Origin of the sequence: Neorhizobium galegae (assembly GCF_017877135.1) — a bacterium.
Taxonomy (GTDB): Bacteria; Pseudomonadota; Alphaproteobacteria; order Rhizobiales; family Rhizobiaceae; genus Neorhizobium; species Neorhizobium galegae_A.
This window is the reverse complement of the sequence record NZ_JAGIPH010000004.1, coordinates 288200-310708: the sequence shown is the minus strand read 5'-3', so window position 1 is coordinate 310708 and position 22509 is coordinate 288200. Positions and strand designations below refer to the sequence as shown.

23 protein-coding genes are annotated in these 22509 nt (G+C 61.7%); 7 read left to right on the top strand and 16 right to left on the bottom strand.

Annotation, left to right across the window (positions count from 1 at the left end; translation table 11 throughout):
- The first annotated feature begins 3 nt into the window (after nt 1-3).
- Nucleotides 4-1500 carry a lysine--tRNA ligase gene (gene lysS / locus J2858_RS14370; RefSeq protein ID WP_210105489.1) on the top strand — a complete coding sequence of 499 codons (1497 nt, stop codon included), beginning with the start codon at nt 4-6 and terminating at the stop codon, nt 1498-1500.
- Between the two features lie 88 nt (nt 1501-1588).
- On the opposite strand, the gene J2858_RS14365 is transcribed toward lysS, so the two are convergent.
- Nucleotides 1589-2836: a hypothetical protein gene (locus J2858_RS14365; protein ID WP_210105488.1), complete on the bottom strand. Its 1248-nt coding sequence runs from the start codon at nt 2834-2836 to the stop codon at nt 1589-1591.
- Nucleotides 2837-3105: 269 nt separating this feature from the next.
- Between J2858_RS14365 and J2858_RS14360 the strand changes: the two genes are divergently transcribed.
- The 4 genes from J2858_RS14360 to J2858_RS14345 are packed head-to-tail and all read left to right on the top strand — an operon-like array spanning nt 3106 to nt 6569.
- Nucleotides 3106-3984: a metal ABC transporter substrate-binding protein gene (locus J2858_RS14360; RefSeq protein ID WP_245366235.1), complete on the top strand. Its 879-nt coding sequence runs from the start codon at nt 3106-3108 to the stop codon at nt 3982-3984.
- A complete protein-coding gene (locus tag J2858_RS14355; RefSeq protein ID WP_432443357.1) occupies nt 3981-4889 on the top strand; it encodes a manganese/iron ABC transporter ATP-binding protein in 909 nt (302 codons plus the stop codon). The genes J2858_RS14360 and J2858_RS14355 overlap by 4 nt, the downstream gene beginning before the upstream one ends.
- The gene (locus J2858_RS14350) at nt 4870-5730 is read left to right on the top strand and encodes a metal ABC transporter permease (RefSeq protein WP_210105486.1); all 861 of its coding nucleotides are present in this window, start codon (nt 4870-4872) and stop codon (nt 5728-5730) included. Before J2858_RS14355 ends, J2858_RS14350 begins: the two co-directional genes overlap by 20 nt.
- Nucleotides 5727-6569, top strand: coding sequence for a metal ABC transporter permease (locus J2858_RS14345; protein ID WP_210105485.1), 843 nt, complete (start codon nt 5727-5729; stop codon nt 6567-6569). Before J2858_RS14350 ends, J2858_RS14345 begins: the two co-directional genes overlap by 4 nt.
- 64 nt (nt 6570-6633) lie before the next feature.
- Here the strand turns inward: J2858_RS14345 and tal are convergent, their stop codons facing one another.
- Nucleotides 6634-7593 carry a transaldolase gene (gene tal, locus J2858_RS14340; protein ID WP_210105484.1) on the bottom strand — a complete coding sequence of 320 codons (960 nt, stop codon included), beginning with the start codon at nt 7591-7593 and terminating at the stop codon, nt 6634-6636.
- Between the two features lie 174 nt (nt 7594-7767).
- On the opposite strand from tal, the gene J2858_RS14335 reads away from it, so the two are divergent.
- Nucleotides 7768-8748 carry a sugar-binding transcriptional regulator gene (locus J2858_RS14335; protein ID WP_210105483.1) on the top strand — a complete coding sequence of 327 codons (981 nt, stop codon included), beginning with the start codon at nt 7768-7770 and terminating at the stop codon, nt 8746-8748.
- Between the two features lie 13 nt (nt 8749-8761).
- Here J2858_RS14335 and J2858_RS14330 read toward each other — a convergent pair whose 3' ends face one another.
- The 4 genes from J2858_RS14330 to J2858_RS14315 all read right to left on the bottom strand — a co-directional run bounded on the left by J2858_RS14330 (nt 8762) and on the right by J2858_RS14315 (nt 10806).
- Nucleotides 8762-9049 (bottom strand): type II toxin-antitoxin system RelE/ParE family toxin, encoded by a 288-nt coding sequence (locus J2858_RS14330; RefSeq protein ID WP_210105482.1) that lies wholly within the window; start codon nt 9047-9049, stop codon nt 8762-8764.
- Between the two features lie 4 nt (nt 9050-9053).
- On the bottom strand, nt 9054-9290 hold the full coding sequence (locus J2858_RS14325) for a CopG family ribbon-helix-helix protein (RefSeq protein WP_210105481.1): 237 nt from the start codon (nt 9288-9290) through the stop codon (nt 9054-9056).
- Nucleotides 9291-9339: 49 nt separating this feature from the next.
- Entirely contained in the window at nt 9340-10218 is an 879-nt protein-coding gene (locus tag J2858_RS14320) for a methylated-DNA--[protein]-cysteine S-methyltransferase (RefSeq protein WP_210105480.1), read from the bottom strand.
- A 78-nt stretch (nt 10219-10296) separates the two neighbouring features.
- Nucleotides 10297-10806 carry a DUF2244 domain-containing protein gene (locus J2858_RS14315; protein WP_210105479.1) on the bottom strand — a complete coding sequence of 170 codons (510 nt, stop codon included), beginning with the start codon at nt 10804-10806 and terminating at the stop codon, nt 10297-10299.
- Between the two features lie 45 nt (nt 10807-10851).
- Between J2858_RS14315 and nth the strand changes: the two genes are divergently transcribed.
- Nucleotides 10852-11604 carry an endonuclease III gene (gene nth / locus J2858_RS14310; protein ID WP_210105478.1) on the top strand — a complete coding sequence of 251 codons (753 nt, stop codon included), beginning with the start codon at nt 10852-10854 and terminating at the stop codon, nt 11602-11604.
- Here nth and J2858_RS14305 read toward each other — a convergent pair.
- The 10 genes from J2858_RS14305 to J2858_RS14260 form a co-directional block, all read right to left on the bottom strand.
- Nucleotides 11557-12303: a sulfate transporter family protein gene (locus J2858_RS14305; protein WP_210105477.1), complete on the bottom strand. Its 747-nt coding sequence runs from the start codon at nt 12301-12303 to the stop codon at nt 11557-11559. The genes nth and J2858_RS14305 overlap by 48 nt on opposite strands.
- A 66-nt stretch (nt 12304-12369) precedes the next feature.
- Nucleotides 12370-13950 carry an FGGY-family carbohydrate kinase gene (locus J2858_RS14300; protein WP_210105476.1) on the bottom strand — a complete coding sequence of 527 codons (1581 nt, stop codon included), beginning with the start codon at nt 13948-13950 and terminating at the stop codon, nt 12370-12372.
- A 71-nt stretch (nt 13951-14021) separates the two neighbouring features.
- A complete protein-coding gene (locus J2858_RS14295; RefSeq protein ID WP_210105475.1) occupies nt 14022-14708 on the bottom strand; it encodes an HAD family hydrolase in 687 nt (228 codons plus the stop codon).
- Nucleotides 14709-14717: 9 nt separating this feature from the next.
- Entirely contained in the window at nt 14718-16199 is a 1482-nt protein-coding gene (locus J2858_RS14290; RefSeq protein ID WP_210105474.1) for a mannitol dehydrogenase family protein, read from the bottom strand.
- A 62-nt stretch (nt 16200-16261) separates the two neighbouring features.
- A complete protein-coding gene (locus tag J2858_RS14285) occupies nt 16262-17038 on the bottom strand; it encodes an L-iditol 2-dehydrogenase (RefSeq protein ID WP_210105473.1) in 777 nt (258 codons plus the stop codon).
- Complete coding sequence (locus J2858_RS14280) at nt 17035-18033, bottom strand: ABC transporter ATP-binding protein (RefSeq protein ID WP_210105472.1); 999 nt, start codon at nt 18031-18033, stop codon at nt 17035-17037. Before J2858_RS14280 ends, J2858_RS14285 begins: the two co-directional genes overlap by 4 nt.
- A gap of 28 nt (nt 18034-18061) precedes the next feature.
- Complete coding sequence (locus J2858_RS14275) at nt 18062-18892, bottom strand: carbohydrate ABC transporter permease (protein ID WP_210105471.1); 831 nt, start codon at nt 18890-18892, stop codon at nt 18062-18064.
- 3 nt (nt 18893-18895) lie between these two features.
- Entirely contained in the window at nt 18896-19768 is an 873-nt protein-coding gene (locus J2858_RS14270) for a carbohydrate ABC transporter permease (RefSeq protein ID WP_210105470.1), read from the bottom strand.
- Between the two features lie 225 nt (nt 19769-19993).
- Nucleotides 19994-21310 carry an ABC transporter substrate-binding protein gene (locus J2858_RS14265; protein ID WP_210105469.1) on the bottom strand — a complete coding sequence of 439 codons (1317 nt, stop codon included), beginning with the start codon at nt 21308-21310 and terminating at the stop codon, nt 19994-19996.
- Between the two features lie 145 nt (nt 21311-21455).
- Nucleotides 21456-22409 (bottom strand): sugar-binding transcriptional regulator, encoded by a 954-nt coding sequence (locus tag J2858_RS14260; protein WP_210105468.1) that lies wholly within the window; start codon nt 22407-22409, stop codon nt 21456-21458.
- Between the last annotated feature and the right edge of the window lie 100 nt (nt 22410-22509).

Here is a 22509-nt window from a genome sequence, read left to right as displayed (position 1 = left end):
CCGATGACCGAACAGAAGACCGAAACCGCCCTCTCCTCCGACGCCACGCAGGTGCGCCGCCAGAAACTGGCGCTGCTGCGCGAAAAGATCGGCGACGTCTATCCGGCGCATTTCCACCGGACGCTGACCAATGCGGAGCTTTCGGAAAAATACGAAAGCCTCGAAGCGGACGTGGAAACGCAGGACGTCGTGACCGTTGCCGGCCGCGTCTATTCCTCGCGCAATTCCGGCATGTTCATGGACATCCGCGATGCCTCGGGCAAGGTGCAGATCTTCTCCCACAAGGACACGACACCGGAAGCCGCCCGCGACATGCTGTCGATGATCGACATCGGCGACATCATCGGCGTGACAGGCATCGTGCGCCGCACCAAGCGCGGCGAGCTGACGATCAACGCGCATGAAATCACCATGCTGACGAAGTCGCTGCTGCCGATGCCGGAAAAGTGGCATGGCGTCTCCGACATCGAACTGCGCTACCGCAAGCGCCACCTCGATATCCTCAGCAATGACGAGAGCAAACTGCGCTTCCAGCAGCGCTCGAAGATCGTTTCCGGCTTCCGCCGCTTCCTGGAAGGCGAAGGTTTCCTCGAAGTGGAAACTCCGATGCTGCAGACAGTCTATGGCGGTGCAACCGCCGATCCGTTCAAGACCTTCCACAACACGCTGAAGATGGACATGTACCTGCGCATCGCGCCGGAACTGTTCCTGAAGCGCACACTGGTGTCGGGTCTCTCCGACAAGGTGTTCGAGATCAACCGCAACTTCCGCAACGAAGGTGTTTCCACCCGGCACAATCCTGAATTCACCATGATGGAGTGCTACTGGGCCTATGCCGACTACGAGGACATGATGGGCCTGGTCGAACGCCTGTTCGAAACACTGGCGCTGTCGATCCACGGCACGACGGATGTCGCCTTTGCCGACAAGACGCTCTCCTTCAAGGGCCCGTTCAAGCGCGTGCCCATGCCGGATGCCGTCAAGGATGCAACGGGCATCGACTTCCTGGCGATCAAGACCGACGAGGAAGCGCGCGCGGCCGCCAAGGCTGCCGGCTTTGCGGTCGAAAAGGACTGGACCTGGGGCGAGTGCCTCGCCTTCATCTTCGAGGAAAAGGTCGAAGGCACGCTGATCCAACCGTCTCACGTCACGCATTTCCCGAAGGACATTTCTCCCTTTGCCAAGGAAGTGCCGGGCGAGCCGCGTCTGGTCGAACGCTTCGAGACCTATTGCAATGCCTGGGAAGTCGGCAATGCCTTTTCCGAACTCAACGATCCGGAAGAGCAGCGCCGCCGCATGGAAGAGCAGCTGGAACAGGCACATGCCCGCGGCGAGAAGGACAAGCAGCTCGACGACGAATTCCTCGATGCCATCGACCAGGGCATGCCGCCGGCCGGTGGCCTTGGCATCGGCGTCGACCGCCTGATCATGCTGCTCACCAATTCGCCCTCGATCCGCGACATCATTCTCTTCCCGGCCCGCCGCAACAAGGCGGACTGATCAGAACCGCACGGACTGATGATCACGGCTCGCCATTGGCGGGCCGTTTTGCTGTCCAGCATTTGGACAAGAAATAACAGAGACGGGATCAGTGGGCGACGGTGGGCGCTTTCGGTGCGGGCGCGGCATCGTTGGTCACCGATGCCGGTTCAGCCGCGTGCGATCCATCCACGTGTGGCGCGGCCACCTTCATCGGGTCGATGCCATCCTGCGCCGGCGCGGACGCAACGGATGGTGCAGCAGCCTCTTCCCCCTGTAACGGGGCACCTGCCGGCGCACGAGCGGCCGGCTCGACAACCGGCTTTGGTGCGTCACTGCCAAAGATCATCGCCTTGGCGCGGGCAAAGAGGCCAGGTGCTTCTGCGGCGGCGGTCTGCTCGGGCGCGGAAGGCGCGGCTTTTGCCGCATCGGCCGCGTGCGCCGCCCCTGGCTCCGCAGGTCCGCTGCCCGCACCATGGGACTGCGCATCGGCGGCGGCCGTCTGCGGCGCGGGACTGCCGAACACCATGCTTTTCAGCGAACTGATCAGGCCACCGCCTTCGGGCTTTTCAGCCGGTGCACCGCCCTCCCCGCCATGACCGCCTCCGGCTGCGGGTTTGTCGCCGTCTCCGGCAACCGGCGTGCCACCATGGCCTTCGGCAGGCTTTTCTGCACCACCGCCATGGCCGGCATCGCCACCACCATGGGCATCGGCTGCGGCGTCGTGGCCGCCTCCCTTGGCTTTCTTCTTGCCCTTCGGCGCACCGTGACCATCGTCCTTGTGCTGCGTTTCGATGACCGGTGACACGCAATCGGCCTTGTCGGTCAGGCTGGCTGCAATCTTTTCGATATCCCCCAGCGTCGGCTCGATGCGCGTTCCGAAATACTCGCCCTTGGCCGAGGCCGGGCCTTCGAAATAGAAGGCCGAGTAGACGGGTTCGGGAATATCCGCGTCCTTGGATGGCGTCGGAATATAAACCACCTGCGCCCCGATGGCGCGACCGCGCATGCCCGCCCTCAGCGTCGGCCCCGATTTGTCCAGCACGCTGATCTGGACGAGATCCGCCTTTTCCGCCGCCTGCACGGACTTTGCCACGCGAAGCGCGGTCTTCAATCGCGCCGGTCCGTCGCCCTGATCGGTGAAGACATATTTGCGCACCCAGTAGTGACCATCGCGTTTGATCTTCACCAGCTGCAGCGTGGTGCATTGCAGCCCGTTCACTTCCAGGTAGGAGGGGCCGAGAAGTCTGTCGGCACCGATATAGAGCGCCAAGGCTCCGCTGCCGCCGCCGAGAAGAACGACGCCGCCGAGAACCAGGCAAAGGGTGCGTGACAGTCGTATCTTCACGCCTTTCACGCCCGGACCTCCGGCATGCTCAAATCCCCTCAACGCAAAACACAGGCCCTGAAGGCCGAGTGGACATCCTCTCTCATTACTCTTGAAGAAGCTTTAAGCCCCCATGCCAATCTCACTGGCCGCGATGCGCCATTCCGCGACAGGGCGCGGCGTTAAGGCGAAAGTCACGAAGTTGCGAATGATTTGCAATAGCATTGACATCGGTAAAAGCGAGGCTAAGTTAGATTGCAAATGAGTTGCATTAGAGGATGACATCCGTGCTACTGCGCATGCTCGCTGCCGGTTTTATAACCGTTTTTAGCCTTGCCCCGGCTGTTTCAAGCGCGGCGGAAAAGCCGAAGGTGGTCACCACCTTCACGATTATCGCCGACATGGCCAAGAACGTGGCCGGCGACACCGCCGACGTCGAAAGCATTACCAAACCCGGCGCCGAGATTCACAATTACCAGCCCACGCCCCGCGACATCCTGCGTGCGCGCTATGCAACCCTTGTGCTGCGCAACGGACTGAACCTCGAACAGTGGTTTGAAAAATTCCTGGTCAACATGGGCGATGTGCCAAGCGTCACGGTGTCGGAGGGCGTGGTGCCGATGGCGATTGCCGGCGGCGCCTATCAAGGCAAGCCCAACCCGCATGCCTGGATGTCTCCGGATAACGCCCTGATCTATGTGGAAAACATCCGCAAGGCGCTCGCTAAAGTCGATCCCGCCCATGCCGATCTCTATGCCGCCAATGCAAAGGCCTATTCCGACAAGATCCGCGCGGCCGTCCAGCCGATCCGCGACACGCTGAACAGTCTGCCTGAAAACAAGCGTTTTCTCGTGACGAGCGAAGGCGCCTTTTCCTATCTCGCCCGGGATTTCGGCCTGAAGGAACTGTATCTCTGGCCGGTCAATGCCGACAGCCAGGGAACGCCGCAGCAGGTGAAAGCGGTGATCGACGCCATGCGGGCCGACAGGATCGGCGTGATCTTTTCCGAAAGCACCGTCTCGCCCGATCCGGCAAAGCAGGTGGCGCGGGAAACAGGGGCAACCTATGGCGGGGTGCTCTATGTCGATAGTCTCAGCGATCCGGATGGCCCCGTTCCGACCTACCTGGATCTTCTGAAAGTCACCACCGGCACGATTGCGAAAGGTCTTGCGCAATGATGATGGGAAAGGTGAAGCCGGCGGCCTTCGGCATAAAGGTCGATAACGTCACCGTCTCCTACCGCAATGGGCATACGGCGCTGCGCCAGGCCAGTTTCACGGTTCCCAAAGGCACGATCACGGCCCTTGTCGGCGTCAACGGCGCCGGCAAATCCACCCTCTTCAAGGCCATCATGGGCTTTGTGCCGCTCTCTGCCGGCACTGTCGACATCCTGGGCATGAGCGCGGCCCAGGCACTGCGCAAAAACCTTGTCGCCTACGTGCCGCAAGCCGAGGAGGTGGACTGGAATTTTCCGGTTCTCGTCGAGGACGTGGTGATGATGGGCCGCTACGGCCACATGAATTTCCTGCGCATCCCCTCGCGCCGCGACCACGAGATGGTGATCGAGGCGCTGGAGCGGGTCAACATGACGGAGTTTCGCAAGCGCCAGATCGGCGAACTCTCCGGCGGCCAGCGCAAGCGGGTGTTTCTCGCCCGCGCCCTTGCCCAGGAAGGCCAGGTCATCCTGCTCGACGAACCGTTCACCGGCGTCGATGTCGGCACCGAGGAACAGATCATCGCGCTATTGAAATCCCTGCGCGACGAAGGCCGCGTCATGCTGGTCTCCACCCACAATCTCGGCAGCGTGCCGGATTTCTGCGACCGCACCGTCTTCGTCAAGGGCACCGTGATCGCCTATGGCAAGACGCAGGACACGTTCAACGAGGAGAACCTCGAAAAGGCCTTCGGCGGCGTGCTGCGCCACTTCGTCCTCGGCGGCCGCGACCTGCATGACGACGAGGACGCCCGCCATGTGCGTGTCATCACCGACGATGAACGCCCCTATGTGACCTATGGCAATGGCACCCGCAAGACGGCGGCCCGGGCACCGCAGGAGGCAACGGATGCTCCAGACGCTTCTTGAGCCCTTCACCTATGGCTATATGCTGAACGCCATCTGGGTGAGCGCGCTGGTGGGTGGCGTCTGCGGCTTTCTCTCGGCCTATCTGATGCTGAAGGGCTGGTCGCTGATCGGGGACGCACTGTCCCATGCCATCGTGCCGGGCGTTGCCGGCGCCTATATGCTGGGCCTGCCCTTCGCGCTCGGGGCCTTCCTCTCCGGCGGCCTTGCAGCGATTGCCATGCTGTTTCTCAACCAGCGCACCAAGCTCAAAGAAGATGCCATTATCGGGCTGATCTTTACCGCCTTCTTCGGGCTTGGCCTGTTCATGGTGTCGCTGTCGCCAACCTCGGTCAACATCCAGACCATCGTGCTCGGCAATATCCTCGCCATCACGCCGGAAGATACCGTGCAACTTGTGCTGATCGGCGGCATCAGCCTCGTCATCCTGCTGTTGAAATGGAAGGACCTGATGGTGGCCTTCTTCGATGAAAACCATGCCCGCACCATCGGCCTGCATCCGGATTTTTTGAAGGCGCTGTTCTTCACGCTGCTGGCTGCCTCCACCGTTGCCGCCCTGCAAACGGTCGGCGCCTTTCTTGTCGTTGCGATGGTGGTGACGCCGGGTGCCACTGCTTACCTCATCACCGACCGGTTTCAGCGCCTGATCGTGCTGGCAGCAGGCATCGGTGCTGTCACCAGCTTTGTCGGGGCCTATGCCAGCTATTTCCTCAACGGCGCGACCGGCGGCATCATCGTGGTGCTGCAGACGCTGATCTTTCTGGCCGCCTTCGTCTTTGCGCCCAAGCACGGCCTGATCGCGGCGCGCCGCCGCCGCGCCCATGCCCTGGAGGAGCCGGCATGAGCGAGACCCTGCAACTGGCCATCCTGCCGTTCCAGCTGCCCTTCATGCAGAATGCCTTTATCGTCACCATGATGATTGCCGTGCCGATGGCCATGCTGTCCTGTCTGCTGGTGCTGAAGGGCTGGTCGCTGATGGGCGATGCGGTTTCCCACGCGGTGCTGCCGGGCGTGGTGGTCGCCTACATGCTGTCGCTGCCGCTGTCGCTCGGGGCTTTCGCCGCCGGCCTCGTCTGTGCGCTCTCCACCGGCTACCTCAAGGACAACAGCCGCATCAAGGAGGATACGGTCCTCGGCATCGTGTTTTCGGGCATGTTCGGGCTGGGCCTCGTGATGTTCGTTGCCGTCAAGAGCGACGTGCATCTTGACCATATCCTGTTTGGCGACATGCTCGGCATCGCGCCGGCCGACCTGCTGGAGACCGGCCTGATTGCGCTTGGCTGCACGATCTTTCTCGGCGTGTTGCGCAAGGACCTTCTGGTGCATGCTTTCGATCCGCAGCATGCGCAAGCCATCGGCCTGCCGGTAAAACTGCTGCATTACGGCCTGCTGACGGTGCTGTCCCTGACGGTTGTCGGGGCGCTGACGGCCGTCGGCATCATTCTGTCGGTTGCCATTCTGGTGGCGCCCGGTGCGATCGCCTTCCTGCTGACGCGGCGCTTCCACACGATGATGCTTGTGGCTGTTGCCATCGCCCTGACTGCGTCCTTCCTCGGCATTTATCTCAGCTTCTTCATCGACAGCGCACCGGCACCCACCATCGTGCTCCTGATGAGCGCCACCTTCATCGCTGCCTTTATCCGCAGTTCGATCCGCGCCCGCCAAAGCGTCGCGACACCCTGACCCCAACGCAAAACGGCCCGCCGTCAAGGCGAGCCGCTTGTCATCGGTCAAGGCGATACTGCGATCAGGCGGCCGCCAGTTCCTTCTTCACCATGGCGCGAAGGCTGATCAGATCCTTGTTGAAGGAGCGGATGCCTTCGGACAGCTTCTCGGTTGCCATTGCATCCTCGTTCAGCATCCAGCGGAACTTCTTCTCGTCGATCGGGAAGAAGGCGTCCTCGGTGATGTTGTCGGGGGACAGCTTGCGCTCCAGCGTGCCTTCGGCCTTGTCCAGTTCATCGAGCAGTGCCGGGCTGATCGTCAGGCGGTCGCAACCGGCCAGCGCTTCGATTTCGCCGGCATTGCGGAAAGAGGCGCCCATGACGATGGTCTCGATGCCGTTCGCCTTGTAGTAATTGTAGATCTGGCGCACCGAGATGACGCCCGGATCGGTTTCGGAGGTGTAATCCTCGCCGGTCGACTTCTTGTACCAGTCAAGGATACGGCCGACGAAGGGCGAGATGAGGAAGGCCTTGGCATCCGCGCAGGCAATCGCCTGGGCCTTGGAGAAGAGCAGCGTCAGGTTGCAGTCGATGCCTTCCGTCTGCAGCACTTCAGCAGCCTTGATGCCTTCCCAGGTAGAGGCGAGCTTGATCAGGATGCGATCGCGCTCGATGCCGCGCTCCTTGTAGGCAGCAATGATGCCATGCGCCTTCTTGATCGACGCTTCGGTATCGAAGGAGAGATCCGCATCGACTTCGGTCGAGACGCGGCCCGGCACCAGCTTGGAGAGCGCGGCACCCACGGAAATGGCGAGCCGATCGGCAACGGCCGAAATCACCGCTTCCTCATTGCCGCCCTGCTTCTTGCCCCAGGAGACGGCTTCCTTGACATCGTCGGCAAACATCGACGTGCCAAGCGCCTTGAGCACGATGGTCGGGTTGGTGGTGCAATCCACCGGCTTCAGACGCGCCACAGCCTCGATATCGCCGGTATCAGCGACAACCGTGGTCATGGAACGGAGTTGTTCGAGCTTGGACGCCATCCGGAATATCCTTGACTTGTTGCATTGGAATTGAGGGAAAAACTGCACCCCTCTCTATCCTTAGTATCTGCGGTCCACAGCGCAAAAGTCAAGACATTTGCCCAGTCGATTTGACATTTGTTTCATCACAATCGATAGTCCTGTCTCCTCAGGAGGAAAAGGATCCGCATACCCGTGGCGAAACTCAGACGCGACACGCATATCGCCTATTCGGAAGCCGCGTCGCTCCGGCTGCGCGCCGCTTGGCTCTATTACAACCAGGGACTGACCCAGAAGGACGTGGCGGAAAAGCTCGGCGTCAGCCGCTCCACCGTCATCCGCCTGCTGGACGAGGCGCTCAAGCGCTCCGAAGTGCAGATCTGGATCAGCGAAGGCATCGACGATTGCGTCGATCTCGCTGTGAAGCTGGAAAAGGCCTACGGGCTGGATGAAGCAGTCGTGGTGCCCTCCCCCGACAGCGACGATGCGGGCGCCATTGCCAAGGCTGTCGGCCTAGCGCTCGGGCAGTTCCTCACCGAAGTGATGACCGACAACATGACCATCGGCGTCGGCTGGGGCCGCACCATGACGGCATCGCTTTCCGGCTTTCGCCCGCCAAGGCGCGAAAACTGCAAGGTCGTCTCGCTGCTCGGCGGCATCGTTGCGGTTCACCAGACCAATCCGATCGACTATACGTGGCGGCTGGCAAGCCAGCTCGGGGCGGAGTGCTACATGTTTCTCGCGCCGCTGCTGGTCGATTCAGTGGCCACCAAGCGGGCGCTGATCGAGGAATGCGGGTTGAAGACGCTCTATGATCTGGCGGAAAACCTCGATCTCGCCATCGTCTCCTGCGGCGATATCGGTCCGCACTCCACGTCCCTGTCGGAAGGCTTTATCAGCCACGACACCTTGCAGGAGCTGGTGGATGCCGGCTGCGTCTGCGACACCATGTTCAACTTCCTCGATGCCGAGGGCCACACCATCGAACACCCGATCCACGAGCGGGTGATGTCGGTCGATCTCGACACGCTGAAGAAGGCCCGTCACATCGTGCTCTCCTCGGGCGGCGCCCACCGCGCAAAAGCCATTCGCGCCACCATCCTCCGCATCGGCTGCAACACGCTGATTACCGACGAGGCGGCGGCACGGGCGCTATTGGGGTTGGCAAAGGAGTGAACGACAACGGCGTTCAGATATCGTCTGGCCATTCCCGTGCCGCGTGCTGCACGAACAGCACTTCGACCTGATCCTCCCGCACCCGGTAGGCGACGATATAGGGCAGGTTCGGCAGCACCAGTTCACGCGTCCCCTCGATCTCTCCACGGCGACCGAGGAACGGATTGGCCGACAGGAGCCGAACGGTTCTGCGATGGATATCCTTGACGACCCGGGCTGCAGCCGACGGATTATGCTGGGCGATGTAATCGCCGATGGCGGTGAGTTCTCCAATGGATCGTCGCGTCCAGACGACCTGCATGCGATCAGACCTGATCGTATCTGGTCAAGAGCGCGTCGATGTCAGCCGGCGAGGCAAATTCGTCCTTGTCCGCATCCGCGATGCCGGCCTGGACACCCGCAATCCATTTTTCCTGCCACGCAAGGGAGCGTCCGTGGGAAAGTGCATCCTCGACAATCCGGCTGCGCGTCAGGCTGGTCCGTTCGGCCAGTTGGTCGATACGGCGCGAGATGTCATCAGGAAGGTCAATCGAGGTTTTCATGCGGTCAGTCTCTCACACCCGGCTGTGCGGCACAAAGAAAATTTGCCCCTCACGCCTTGCCCGCCTCCCAGCCGAGAATGGCGCGCTTGCGGGTGAGCCCCCAGTGATAACCGGTGAGCGCTCCGCTTTTGCCGAGCGCCCGGTGGCAGGGCACGACGAAGGAGATGGGGTTGCGGCCGATGGCAGCGCCCACCGCCCGGCTGGCCGTCGGCTGGCCGATGTCGCGGGCGACGTCCGAATAGGTGACGGCCTTGCCGAACGGAATTTTCAAAAGGCTCTGCCAAACGCGCACCTGAAAATCCGAACCGATCAAAACCACGCGTAGCGGTTCTTCCGCGCACCAGCAAGAGGGATCGAAGGCGCGGGCGATGTAGGGCGCGGTTGCGGCCTGGTCCTCGACATAGACGGCATTCGGCCAGCGTTTGGCCATGTCCTCGAAGCAGGCAGCCTTGCCCCCTTCGTCATCGGCAAAGGCAAGGCCCGCAAGTCCGCGGTCGGTTGCCATCACCAGCGCCAAACCGAAGGGCGACGGGTGGAAGCCGTAGGAAATCGTCAGCCCGCCGCCCTTGGCCTTCCACTCGCCGGGGCTCATCGCTTCATGGGTGACGAAAAGATCATGCAGCCGGCCCGGACCGGAAAGACCCACTTCATAGGAGGCTTCCAGAAGCGGCAATTGCTCGTGCCCCAACAGCCGCTTGGCGTGATCGAGTGTCACAGCCTGCAGGAAGGCTTTCGGCGACAGGCCCGCCCAGCGGGTGAAAACCTTCTGAAGCTGGGTCGGCGAGCGGTCGAGGTCGGCGGCGATCCTCTCGAGCGACGGCTGGTCGCGGTAATCGAGCGTGATGCGTTCGATGACCTGCTTGACCACGGCATAATCCTCACCCTCTGGTGTGATGTCGGTGGCGGGTATGGGCGAAAAGGCGTTCATCGGAAAAGTCCTCATGTCGAGGATGAATTCACCACGGGCAGGCAAAAGACGCCACCCGATTCTTGCGTCACGCCGACCTCAGATCCGCTGCTTCACCGTGGCGAGCGCCCCGCGAAACGCCTTGGCGAAACTTTCGCGATCATCCGGGTTGAGAAAGGAGCCTACATCCGTCAGCCGCCCCTCGCCGCACACATGCATGGAGGTGATGCCGTATTCCTGATGCCGGCGCACGCGAAAGCGCGTCCAGAACGGATTGAACCGATGCTCCACCATGCGCCCTGCCGGCGAGAACTTGCGGATAAAGACATTGGTGCGCGACACCGTGACTTCCTCCCGGGCGCGGCCGGCGCGGTAGTTCAGCCAGAAAGCGCCGTAGAGCAGGAAGAAATCCAGTCCGAAGAACAGACCGATCGGCCAGGCGCCGGTTGCCATGAAGAACAGGCCATGCAGCAGGCAGACGGCACCGCTCACGGCAAGCAAGATGCGAAAGCCCTTTCGCCCAAGCGAGCGATAGGGCGTCAGCTCGGCTGCAAAAACCGGGTTATCCTCCAGCCTGTCCACGTTGCCTTCCCTCGCGCGCCTTGTCATAGAAGCTAAATGGCAATTTCGACGTCACAATCCCATAGGTAAACCTTGCAAAAGTCAAATGGCGCGGCGAGAAGCCGCAGGCATGCCCGCTCCGCCTATAGCAAGGCGGAGATCGAGGAGATCTTTCGACGCTTCAGCATCCAACGGCCGGAGCCAAAAGGCGAACTGGAGCATGTGAACCCGTTCACGCTGGTGGTGGCGGTGGCGCTGTCGGCGCAGGCCACCGATATCGGCGTCAACCGCGCCACAAAAAAACTGTTTGAGATCGCCGATACCCCGGAAAAGATGCTGGCGCTCGGCGAAGAGGGCGTGACCGAGCATATCAAGACGATCGGGCTTTATCGCAACAAGGCCAAGAACGTCATTGCGCTGTCGCGCCTGCTGATCGAGGAATTCGGCAGCGAGGTTCCGAAAACCCGGGAAGAGCTGATGCGGCTGCCGGGCGTCGGGCGCAAGACGGCCAATGTGGTGATGTCGATGGCCTTCGGCATTCCAACGCTTGCCGTCGATACTCATGTGTTTCGCCTTGCCAACCGGCTGAAGCTGGCCCCGGGCAGCACGCCGGATGCGGTGGAGGAAAACCTGCTCCGGGTCATTCCGAAGCAATACCTGTTTCACGCCCATCACTGGCTGATCCTGCACGGGCGCTACACCTGCAAGGCCCGCAAGCCGGAATGCGAGGCGTGCGTGATTGCCGATCTCTGTCGCTATCCGGCCAAGACCTGTGACGTGCCGGTGCCGCTTGCCGAACTACCCGCGCAGATGCTGGGCGCGGATGCCCTCCGCAACAGCGAATGACGGATCGCGCGCGCTCAGGGCCTTGTGCAGATGTACCATCAGGCCGGCGGCAAACAGCGGCGTCAGCAGGTTGACGATCGGGATCGCCAGAAAGCCGGCAATCAGCAGGCCAGCCAGAAACACCGTGCCCTGGTGCTTGCGGCGAAATGCCTTGGCCTCAACCGGCGGGCGAAAGCGCATGGCCGCAAATTCGAAGAACTCCCGCCCCAGAAGGTAGCCGTTCACCAGAAAGAAGGCGACGAGATTGATGCCCGGCAGGAAGAGCAGAAACAGCGCGATGATGTTGCCGATGATCACCACGCCGAGAAACTGCACCGATTCCACCATGGCACGCGCGAGCGGCAGTTCCGTGCCGGGCGGATCGTTCGGATAGTCGCGCTTTTCCACCACTTCGGCCACATCGTCGAGAAACAGGCCGGCAATCAGCGCGGTCACCGGTGCGATCAACAGCGCAAGGCCAAGCGCCAGCCCGATGCCGGCGAGGATCGCAAAGATGAAGGTGAGCCAGCCCGCCCAGTCCGGCACGCTCGGCAGAAGATCGGCAAAGTAGGGCCAGACATAACCGATGAAGATGCCGCGCAGCGCAAACCAAAGACCGATCAGCACCAGGATCGTCAGCCCCAGCACTTTCCAGAAGGCCGAGCGCGTTTCCGGCGCAAAAAGGTTCAAGAGGGACAGTCGCGCGGATTGAAAGATCATGCGTGGCAGGCTCCGTTGAGGACCTGGATGTAGGTGCACGCTGGGCCGCGAACAATAAGCAGCCGGTCAGGTGATGGCTTCGAGTTCGGCGCGGTGGCGATGCATCGCGAGGAACCTGCGGTAATCACGGTCGTAATCGGCGCGCACCGCGGCATTGGGCGCACGGATCTCGCCGCCAAGGTCCATGGCAAGTCCGGCATCGGCAAGCGAAGGGTAAAGCCCTGCTGCAACCGCCGCGGCCATCGCAGAGCCCGCGAGTACGGCATCCGGGGCAGAGGGCACGCGCACGGGGTGACCGGTTATATCGGCATAGAGCTCGATCAGCAGCGGGTTCTGCACATGCCCTCCGGCCACATGCAGCATGTCGAAGCCGTGACCGAACGTCTCCATGGTTTCCAGGATATGGCGGATGCCGAGCACCAGCGCCACGCAGGTGCGCCAGTAGATGCGGCAAAGCCCGTCAAAGGAGGCATCGAGCGTCAACCCGCTCACGACGCCGGTCGCGCGCGGATCGGCAAGCGGAGACCGGTTGCCATGGAAATCCGGCAGGATGTCGATCCCCTCGCCGAGACGATGGCCCTCGGTGGCCCGCAGGACGGCAATGCGGTCGATGATGCGTTGGTGAAGGCCTGGCGTCGGTTCGCCGCCCGCCGCATGCATGCGCACCATATGATCGAGAAGCGCGCCGGTGGCCGACTGGCTTCCCTCGACCAGCCAGTGACCGGCAAGCAGTGCCTCGTAATAGGGTCCCCAGAGACTATGCCCCGGCAGCGGCTGGCGCGATAGCGCAACCAGACAGCTCGACGTTCCCCCAATCAGCGCCAGATTGCGCTCCATGTCGGGATGCCCCGCAACAGCGCCCAGAGCCCCAAGTGCACCGGCATAGGCATCGATCTGGCCAGCAGCCACGACGCACTCGACATCCAGCCCGAGGCCATCGGCAGCTTCTGGCAGGAGACGGCCGGCGGCATCGCCGACGGCAAGCGTGTCCTTCGGCAGGGAGGCCCTTTCAACAAGATCCTCAAGGCCTGCGGCGTCAAGGAAGCCGGCATGCCAGCCCGGATCTTCATGCGACAGATAGTTCCATTTGGCAGTCAGGGTGGAGCGCGAGCGCGCATTGGAGCCGGTTGCGCGCCAAGTGAGAAAATCGGCAAGATCAAAGGCATAGCCGGCCCGCTGCCAGCTGTCGGGCAGATGCGTCTTCAACCACATCAGCTTGGGGATCTGCATTTCCGGCGAGAGCGAACCGCCGGAAAACCGGAGCACCGGATGGGCCATGGCGCTCAACCGTTCCGCCTCCAGCACGGCACGGTGATCGAGCCAGACAATCGTATCGAAACGATCTTCACCCTGGTGAGAGACGGCAAGCGGGGCGCCCTCACGATCGCGCAGCACCAGCGAGCAGGTGGCATCGAAACCAAGCGCTGCAATATCGCTGGCGGCAAGACCCGCTTCACCGATCGCTTGGCGCACCGCATGGCACACAGCCCGCCAGATGTCTTCCGAATCATGCTCGGCAAAGGCATCGCCATCGCGGCGCATCACGATCGGATGCCGTGCCTTGGCAAGAAGCCTGCCGTCTCGGGTAAAAACGCCGGCCCGCGCGCTGGTCGTCCCCACATCGACCGCCACCAGGTGCGCACGCATCAGGTCATATTCCCCATCATCCCTGAAAGCCATTTTCTCAAGACATGGCGCTTATGGTGCGCCCGCCGCTGCTACCGGCTGCAACCGTCGATATGGTTATGGACAAGGTGGATCAAATCGGACATGGCGTCAAACTCGGCATCGGGTGCCAGAGCCGTGATGTCTGCCCGGTACTCCTCCCGGTCTGCATGCGAGCCGCCGGTAAAGGCGAACACTGCCATTCCCGCGCGTTTTGCCGCCAGAATCCCGGCGGGACTGTCCTCAATCACGATGCAATGCTGCGGAGCCACTCCCATCTGCTCTGCCGCGTAAAGGAAAAGATCCGGCGCCGGCTTGCCGTTCTTCACCATGGTGGCGCTGAATATATGCGGCTCGAAGAAATCGACAAGACCGGTGAGGCCGAGCGACAGACGGATACGCTCCGGCTGGCTGGACGAGGCCACGCAGAACCGCCAATTAAGCGCCTGGAGCGCTGCGGCAATGCCGGCAATGGGTTGCAGTTCCTGTTCGAAGCGGGCGTACAGATCCGCCCGCATCCGGTCGAGAAATGCTTCGTTGGCTTCGACACCGAAGGTCTCGTCGAGGACGGACACCATGGTTGCAAGGCTTCTGCCGAGAAAGTGGCGATAGGCCTCCGCCTCCGTCATGACGACGCCATGCGCCTTTACCGCATCCACCAGAACGCGGATGGACAGCGGCTCGCTGTCCACCAGCACGCCATCGCAGTCGAAGATTATCAGCGGCGCCGAGTTCGTCATGACATCACTCTAGCCGACGAGTCGGCCCTCGAGATAGAGCTGAAGTGTGGCGGCCGTGCCTTTGGACCACAATGTCTGAAGCGCATGGGCAAACCGGTCACGGAAATGCTGCGAGCCGGAGACGGCGCCGAAGATTTCATCGAAAGCCAGAAAGGCCATTGGATCGGTTTTGGCCGCAAGCGCTGCCGCCTGCAGCTTTTCGGCGCTCGCATCGTTGAAGACGATCGTCCTGCCGCTGTCGGATGTGCCGGCAAAGTAACGGCACCAGAGAGCCGACACCAGCGACAGGCCGACGATATCTTCGCCGCGCTGCAAGCGGTCGGCGGTAGATGGCAGGATGAATTTCGGTTGACGATTGGAGCCATCCTGTGCAAGGCGCGGGATGGTGTCGCCGATCTTCGGGTTGAGGAAACGCCGCTCGATCAGATCGTAATAGGCCTCAAGGCTGGTATCGGGCACCGGCGGCACGATGGGGATGATTTCTTCCTTTTCCAGCTTTTCCAGAAATGCCCGGATGAGCGGATGTTCCATTGCCTCATGCACGAAATGGATATCGAGAAGCGCTGCCGGATAGGCGATTGCCGCATGGCCACCGTTGAGGATACGGATCTTCATCAGCTCGTAGGGTGCCACATCCTCGACGAACTGCACGCCGACCTTTTCAAGGGCGGGGCGACCGGCGGGGAAATGATCTTCCATCACCCATTGCTTGAACTCCTCGCAGAAGACCGGCCAGCCGTCTTCGATCTCGAACGTGTTGCGCAGAAAATCGATCTCGCGGGCGCCGGTGGCCGGTGTGATGCGGTCCACCATAGAATTGGGAAAGGCGACATTGTCGTGGATCCAGGCGGCAAAATCCGGATCGGAGAGTTTTGCAAGGCCACAGACGGTATTTTCCGTCACATGGCCGTTGCCGGGAATGTTGTCGCAGGACATTACGGTGAAGGGCGCGATCCCTTTTTCGCGGCGCGCCTTCAGCCCGGCGATGATGAGGCCGAAGACCGTCTTCGGCGCGGCGGGATTTTCAGCATCGGCGCGGATGGCCGGATGCGCCGGGTTGAAATCGCCATTGGCGTCGATGAAATAGCCGCCTTCGGTAATGGTCATCGAGACGATGCGGATCTTCGGATCGGTGAGAGCTGCAATGATGGCTGCCTGATCGCCGACCGGCAGGATATCGACCATCGGCCCGGTCACGCGGGCGGCGGTGCGGTTGTTGTCCTGCTCGACCACCGTCGTCAGGAAATCCTGCGCCTGAAGTTTTTTGCGCATCGCCTGGTCGGAGGGCAGGACACCGGCACCGACGATGGCCCAGTCATGATCGAACCCCTCGTTGAAAAGGTCATCCAAGTAGACCGCCTGATGGGCGCGATGGAAATTGCCGACGCCGAAATGCAGGATGCCGGCGGAAAGAGCCGCACGATCATAGGCCGGGATAGCCGCCGTGGCCGCTGCATCGGAGAGGGTGGAGAGGGAGATTTTGACAGTCATGGTGCGGTCCTCGAAGGGTCCCAGGGAGTAAGATTGCAGCGTGATCGCCCGCGTGCGGGCCATCAGCTCATCCAGTTGCCGCCATCGACATTGTAGGTCTGGGCAACGATATAATCGGCGTCGGCAGAGGCGAGGAACACGGCCATGCCGGTCAGGTCCTCGGCGCGGCCCATGCGCCCGAAGGGCACAGCCGCACCAACCTGTCGCTTCTTTTCGCCAAGCGGCAGGTTTTCATGGCGGGCAAACAGCGCGTCGACGCCGTCCCAGTGCTCGCCATCGACCACGCCCGGCGCAATCGCATTGACGTTAATGCCGTGGCGGATGAGATCGAGGCCGGCCGACTGCGTGAGCGAAATCATGGCGGCCTTGGTGGCGCAGTAGACGGCGACCAGCGCCTCGCCGCGCCGCCCGGCCTGGCTTGCCATGTTGATGATCTTGCCGCCTTTGCCCTTGGCGATCATCGATTTCGCCACGGCCTGCAGCATGAAAAGCGAGCCTGCAACATTGATCGAAAACAGCCGGTCATAGCTTTCGCGGGTGATCTCGACGATGGGTGCCAGGTCAAAGAGGGCGGCGTTGTTGATAAGGATATCGACGCCGCCGGTCTTTTCCTCGACAGCGCGCACGGCCGCCTCGATGGAGGCCTGCTGCGTCACGTCAAGTTCCACGGCATAGGCCTGAGGGCCGATTTCGGCAGCTGTTGCCGCGGCACGCTCAAGGTTGATATCGGCGATTGCGACGGTTGCCCCCTCGCGGACATAGGCTTCCGCAAAGGCGCGACCGATGCCGCGGGCCGAACCGGTGATGATGGCGGATTTGCCCTGAAGTCTTCCGCTCATAGCGCAAGCCCCTTCTCATCGAAGCGATAGAGCCGGTTTTCATCCGGCGTGATGTAGACGCGGTCGCCGTGGCGGCAGGCAAAATCGCCATTGGCGCGGGCGGTCACCGTGCCGATGCCATCGACCTCGATATGCATGAACGTGTCCGAGCCGAGATGCTCGGCAATGGTGACCGTGCCCGTCCAGCTGCCACTGTCATGGGAAAGAACCATGTGTTCGGGACGGATGCCGACGGTCTTTGCGCCCTTCGCCTCAGCATACGCCCCCTCGATCAGGTTCATCTTCGGCGAACCGATGAAGCCTGCCACGAAGAGATTGGCCGGTTTGCGGTAAAGATCGAGCGGCGAGCCGACCTGCTCGATCCGGCCCTTGTTGAGGACCACGATCTTGTCGGCCATGGTCATGGCCTCCACCTGGTCGTGGGTGACGTAGATCATCGTGGTCTGCAGCTGCTGGTGCAGCTCGCTGATTTCGAGCCGCATGTTGACGCGCAGCGCCGCATCGAGATTCGACAGCGGCTCGTCAAAAAGGAACGCCTTCGGCTGGCGCACGATGGCACGGCCGATGGCCACGCGCTGGCGCTGGCCGCCCGACAGCTGGCGCGGCTTGCGCTCCAGATAATCGGTAAGGTTCAGCACCTTTGCTGCATCGGCCACCTTGCGATCGATCTCGGCCTTGTCCATGCCCGCCATCTTCAGCGGAAAGGCGATGTTGGAGCGCACGCTCATATGCGGGTAAAGCGCATAGGACTGGAACACCATCGCAAGACCACGCCGTGCCGGCGGCGCATCGGTTGCCGGCTTGCCGTCGATGACGATCTCGCCGCCGGAGACATCCTCAAGCCCTGCGATCAGTCGCAGCAGCGTGGACTTGCCGCAGCCGGACGGGCCGACGAAGACGACGAATTCGCCATCCTCGATATCGAGGTCGATCGACGGGATGACCTTTGCTTCACCGAAGACCTTGGAGACATTGCGGAGGGTAATACTGCCCATCGTCGTTATTCCTTGTTGACCGCTCAGCCTACTTGACCGCACCGAAGGTGAGGCCGCGAACGAGTTGTTTCTGGCTGAACCAGCCCATGATGAGAATTGGCGCGATTGCCATGGTCGAAGCGGCAGAAAGCTTGGCGTAGAACAGGCCTTCGGGGCTCGAATAGGAGGCAATGAAGGCGGTGAGCGGCGCGGCTTTCGAGGCGCTGAGGTTCAGCGTCCAGAAGGCTTCGTTCCAGGAGAGAATGATGTTGAGGAGAAGCGTCGAGGCAATACCCGGAACCGCCATCGGCGTCAGCACATAGACGATTTCCTTCGGCAGCGATGCACCGTCCATGCGGGCCGCTTCCAGGATCTCGCCGGGGATTTCCTTGAAATAGGTGTAGAGCATCCACACGATGATCGGCAGGTTGATCAGCGTCAGCACGATGACGAGACCGGTGCGGGTATCGAGCAGGCCGCCATCGCGGAAGATGAGGTAGATCGGGATCAGCGCGCCGACCGGCGGCATCATCTTCGTCGACAGCATCCACATCAGCACATCCTTGGTGCGCTTGGTCGGCGAAAACGCCATGGCCCAGGCAGCCGGGATTGCGATGAGGAGACCGAGGAAGGTGGAGCCGAGCGACACCACGACCGAGTTCATGAAGTGCAGGAAATAATCCGAACGCTCCTGAACCTGCGCGTAATTTTCCGTCGTCCAGTGGAAGAAGAGGAACGACGGCGGCGAGGCCACGGCTTCCGCTTCCGTCTTGAAGCTGGTGATGAAGGTCCAGAGGATCGGGAAGAAGATCAGGATGCCGAGCGTCCAGGCAATGGCGCTCATGATCAGTTTGCGGCGTGTCGATACCTTGCGTGCCATGGATCAGGCCTCCAGATTCTTGCCGATAAGGCGCACGAGGAAGATGGCGACGATATTGGCGAGGATGACGGCGACGATGCCGCCTGCCGATGCCCCACCGATATCGAACTGCAGGAGTGCCTGCGCATAGACGAGATAGGTGAGATTGGTGCTGGCCGTGCCCGGTCCGCCATTGGTGGTGACGAGGATTTCGGCAAAGACCGAGAGAAGGAAGATCGTCTCGATGAGAATGACGACGGTGATGGCGCGCGCCATGTGCGGCAGCACGATATAGAGGAAGCGCGAGACGGCCCCTGCCCCATCCATTTCGGCGGCATCCTTCTGCTCTTCATCGAGAGACTGGAGAGCGGTCAGCATGATCAGCGTCGCAAACGGCAGCCACTGCCAGGCCACGATGATGATGATCGACAAAAGCGGGATAGAGGCCAGAAAATCGAGCGGCGCAAAGCCGAAGCTGCGGGAAATCCAGGCAAACAGGCCGTTCACCGGGTTCATGAACATGTTCTTCCAGACCAGCGCCGACACGGTCGGCATGACGAAGAAGGGCGCGATCACCAGGATGCGCACAATGCCCTGCCCGAAAATCGGCTGATCGAGCAGAAGCGCGAACGCGATGCCGCCGATGATGGTGATGGACAGCACGCCGCCGACCAGCAGAAGCGTGTTGGTGAGCGCTGCGAAGAACGCGGGATCGGTGAGGAAATACTGGTAGTTGAGGAAGCCCGTATATTCCTCCATGCCCGGCATCAAAAGATTGTAGCGCAGGAAGGAGAAATAGATCGTCATGCCGAGCGGCACGGCCATCCAGGCGAAAAGCAGGATGACCGACGGGGCCATCATCAGCCGTGCTGCGGAATGGGTGTGGGTCGTTGCCATGGGAGCCCCGGCTTACTGTCTGGAGTGTGAAACTGGAAAAGAGCCCTCTCTGGCTGCCGCCATCTCCCCCACAAAGGGGGAGACACGTGCCGCAACCCGTGCCGGACAAGACCGGCGCATCACGGCGTTCCCTTGGGAACAGTGACGCAGGCCGAAAGGCGTCAGCCCGGTTTCTCCCCCCTTGTGGGGGAGATGCCCGGCAGGGCAGAGAGGGCTTAAGGCCTCTTACTTCTTCGGATAACCGGCCTTGGCCATTTCACGGCTGGTCAGCTGCTGGGCACCCTGAAGCGCCTGATCGACAGTCATCTGGCCGGCAAGCGCTGCCGAGAACTGCTGGCCGACAGCCGTGCCGATGCCCTGGAATTCCGGGATCGCCACGAACTGGCCACCGGTATAGGGAACCGGCTTGACCGTGGGCTTTGCCGTGTTGGCAGCCGTCATGGCCTTCTGGGTCATGGCGGCAAACGGTGCGGCCTTCTGGTATTCGGCATTGGTGTAGAGCGAGGTGCGCGTGCCCGGAGGAACGTTGGCCCAGCCCTCCTTCGAGGCGACCAGTTCGGTATAGGCCTTGTCGGTTGCCCAAGAGATAAACTTCTGCGCCGCTTCCGCCTTCTTGGTGCCGGCCGGAATGCCGAGGTTCCAGGCCCAGAGCCAGTTGCCGTGGTTGGTCAGGTCACCGGAGGTCGGGAAGAGCGCATAGCCCACCTTGTCGGCGACCTTGGATTCCTTCGGATTGGAGACGAAGGAGGCGGCAACCGTCGCATCGATCCACATGCCGCATTTACCGGTCTGGAAGAGCGCGAGGTTTTCGTTGAAGCCGTTCGACGATGCACCCGGAGGGCCGGCATCCTTCATCAGGTTGACGTAGAAGGAGAGCGCCTGCTTCCATTCCGGCTGGTCGAACTGGGCCTTCCAGCTCTCATCGAACCAGCGGCCGCCGAAGGAGTTGGCGAGCGCCGTGATGAAGGCCATGTTTTCGCCCCAGCCGGCCTTGCCGCGCAGGCAGATGCCGTAGGTTTCAGACCCCTTGTCGGTGATCTTGCGGGCGGCATCGGCGATGAAATCCCACTTGGGGTTTTCCGGCATCGTAAGGCCTGCCTTTTCGAACAGGTCCTTGCGGTACATGATCATGGCGCTTTCGCCATAGAAGGGTGCCGCATAGAGCTTGCCGTCGACCGAAACGGCATCCTTGATCGCCGGCAGAAGGTCTGCCTGATCATAATTGGCGCCGAGCTTGTCGAGCGGCAGCAGCCAGCCCTGCTTGGCCCAGATCGGAACCTCGTAGGTGCCGATGGTCATGATGTCGTACTGGCCGCTCTTCGTTGCGATGTCGGTGGTGACGCGCTGGCGCAGAACGTTTTCTTCCAGCGTCACCCATTCCAGATCGATGCCGGGGTTCTTGGCCTTGAAGTCATCCGTCAGCTTCTGCATGCGGATCATATCGCCGTTGTTGACGGTGGCGATGGTCAGGGTTTCAGCCGAGGCAAGGCCGGAGAATGCCAGCGCGGAGACAGCGCCGAGCAGAATCGTCTTCAATGTCATGTCTTCCTCCCAGAAGAATACAGCGAGCATTCGCTTTGCTCGTGGGCAATTACTCATTTTAGCCCACGACATGTCAAGCAGGATTCATCGCTGCAATGCAGCGGGAATCGCTCATGTCATTGATTTTAAATTGAATAAATTTTGCTCACAAGCTGAGCATATGCCCAGCTGTTGCCTCGTCCGTGATCAAGCCATTGATCAGCCGGCCCTGCAAGGCGGCGGCGAGCGCCTTTTCCTTGCGCTTTCCAAGCGCCACCCCGATCACCGTTCCGCTCTCGCGCGGCGGGATGGAAACGCTGGCGACGCGATCATTGATCGGATCCTCCAGAAGGCGTCCGGCATGATCGAACATCCAGCCACAGATCTCGCCGGTGGCGCCTGCGGCCATCAGGCTCGTCATTTCGTCCGGCGCCAGAAAGCCGTCGACACAGAGCGGCGCATCGACGCCCAGTTCCCCGATGCCGACAAAGGTGACATCGGCCATGGCGCCAAGCTTCAAGGTGGATTGCACGATGGGCTGGAGATGCAAAAGGTCGCGCTCGTCGGCCGAGGAGCACAGGACCGGCAGCGGCATAGGAAAATGTCGCGCCTTGATGGCATCGGCCATGGAAAAGATGACGTTGTAATAGGCCGCCGAGCCGTCCGGGCCGATATTGCCGGTGAGCGACACGATGCGGTGCTGCGGGCACTCCATCGGCGGCAGTTGATCGACCGCGGCCTTCAGCGTGCGCCCCGTGCCGATGGCAAGCACGATCGGTTCGGGCTTCTTCAGCCATCGCTCGATTTCGGCAGCGGCCGCTTCGGCAATGCCGACGGTGGTCGAGGTCCCGGCCGGGTCGGAGGGCACGACTTCGACATGGATGAGATCGAATTTCGCCTTCAGCGCGGCCGACAGCTCGAGGCAGGCGGCAATCGGATGATCGACCCGCACCTTGATCAGCCGTTCGGCAACGGCGAGCGAAACGAGGCGCTGCGCCGACTGGCGCGAAATGCCCATGGCCGCGGCAATTTCGTCCTGCGTGCGACCGGCGACGTAATAGAGCCATCCGGCGCGTGCTGCGTCGTCCAGCCTACCCTGCGTATCCGAGCGCCTCGCCATCCGGTAACCCTTGCAAACACTTGAGGCTCGTTGCTGGCATGATTGGGCCGATCCTGTCAAATGGCCCGTCCGCCCGCGCCTTCTGCTGGCACAGAGGCGG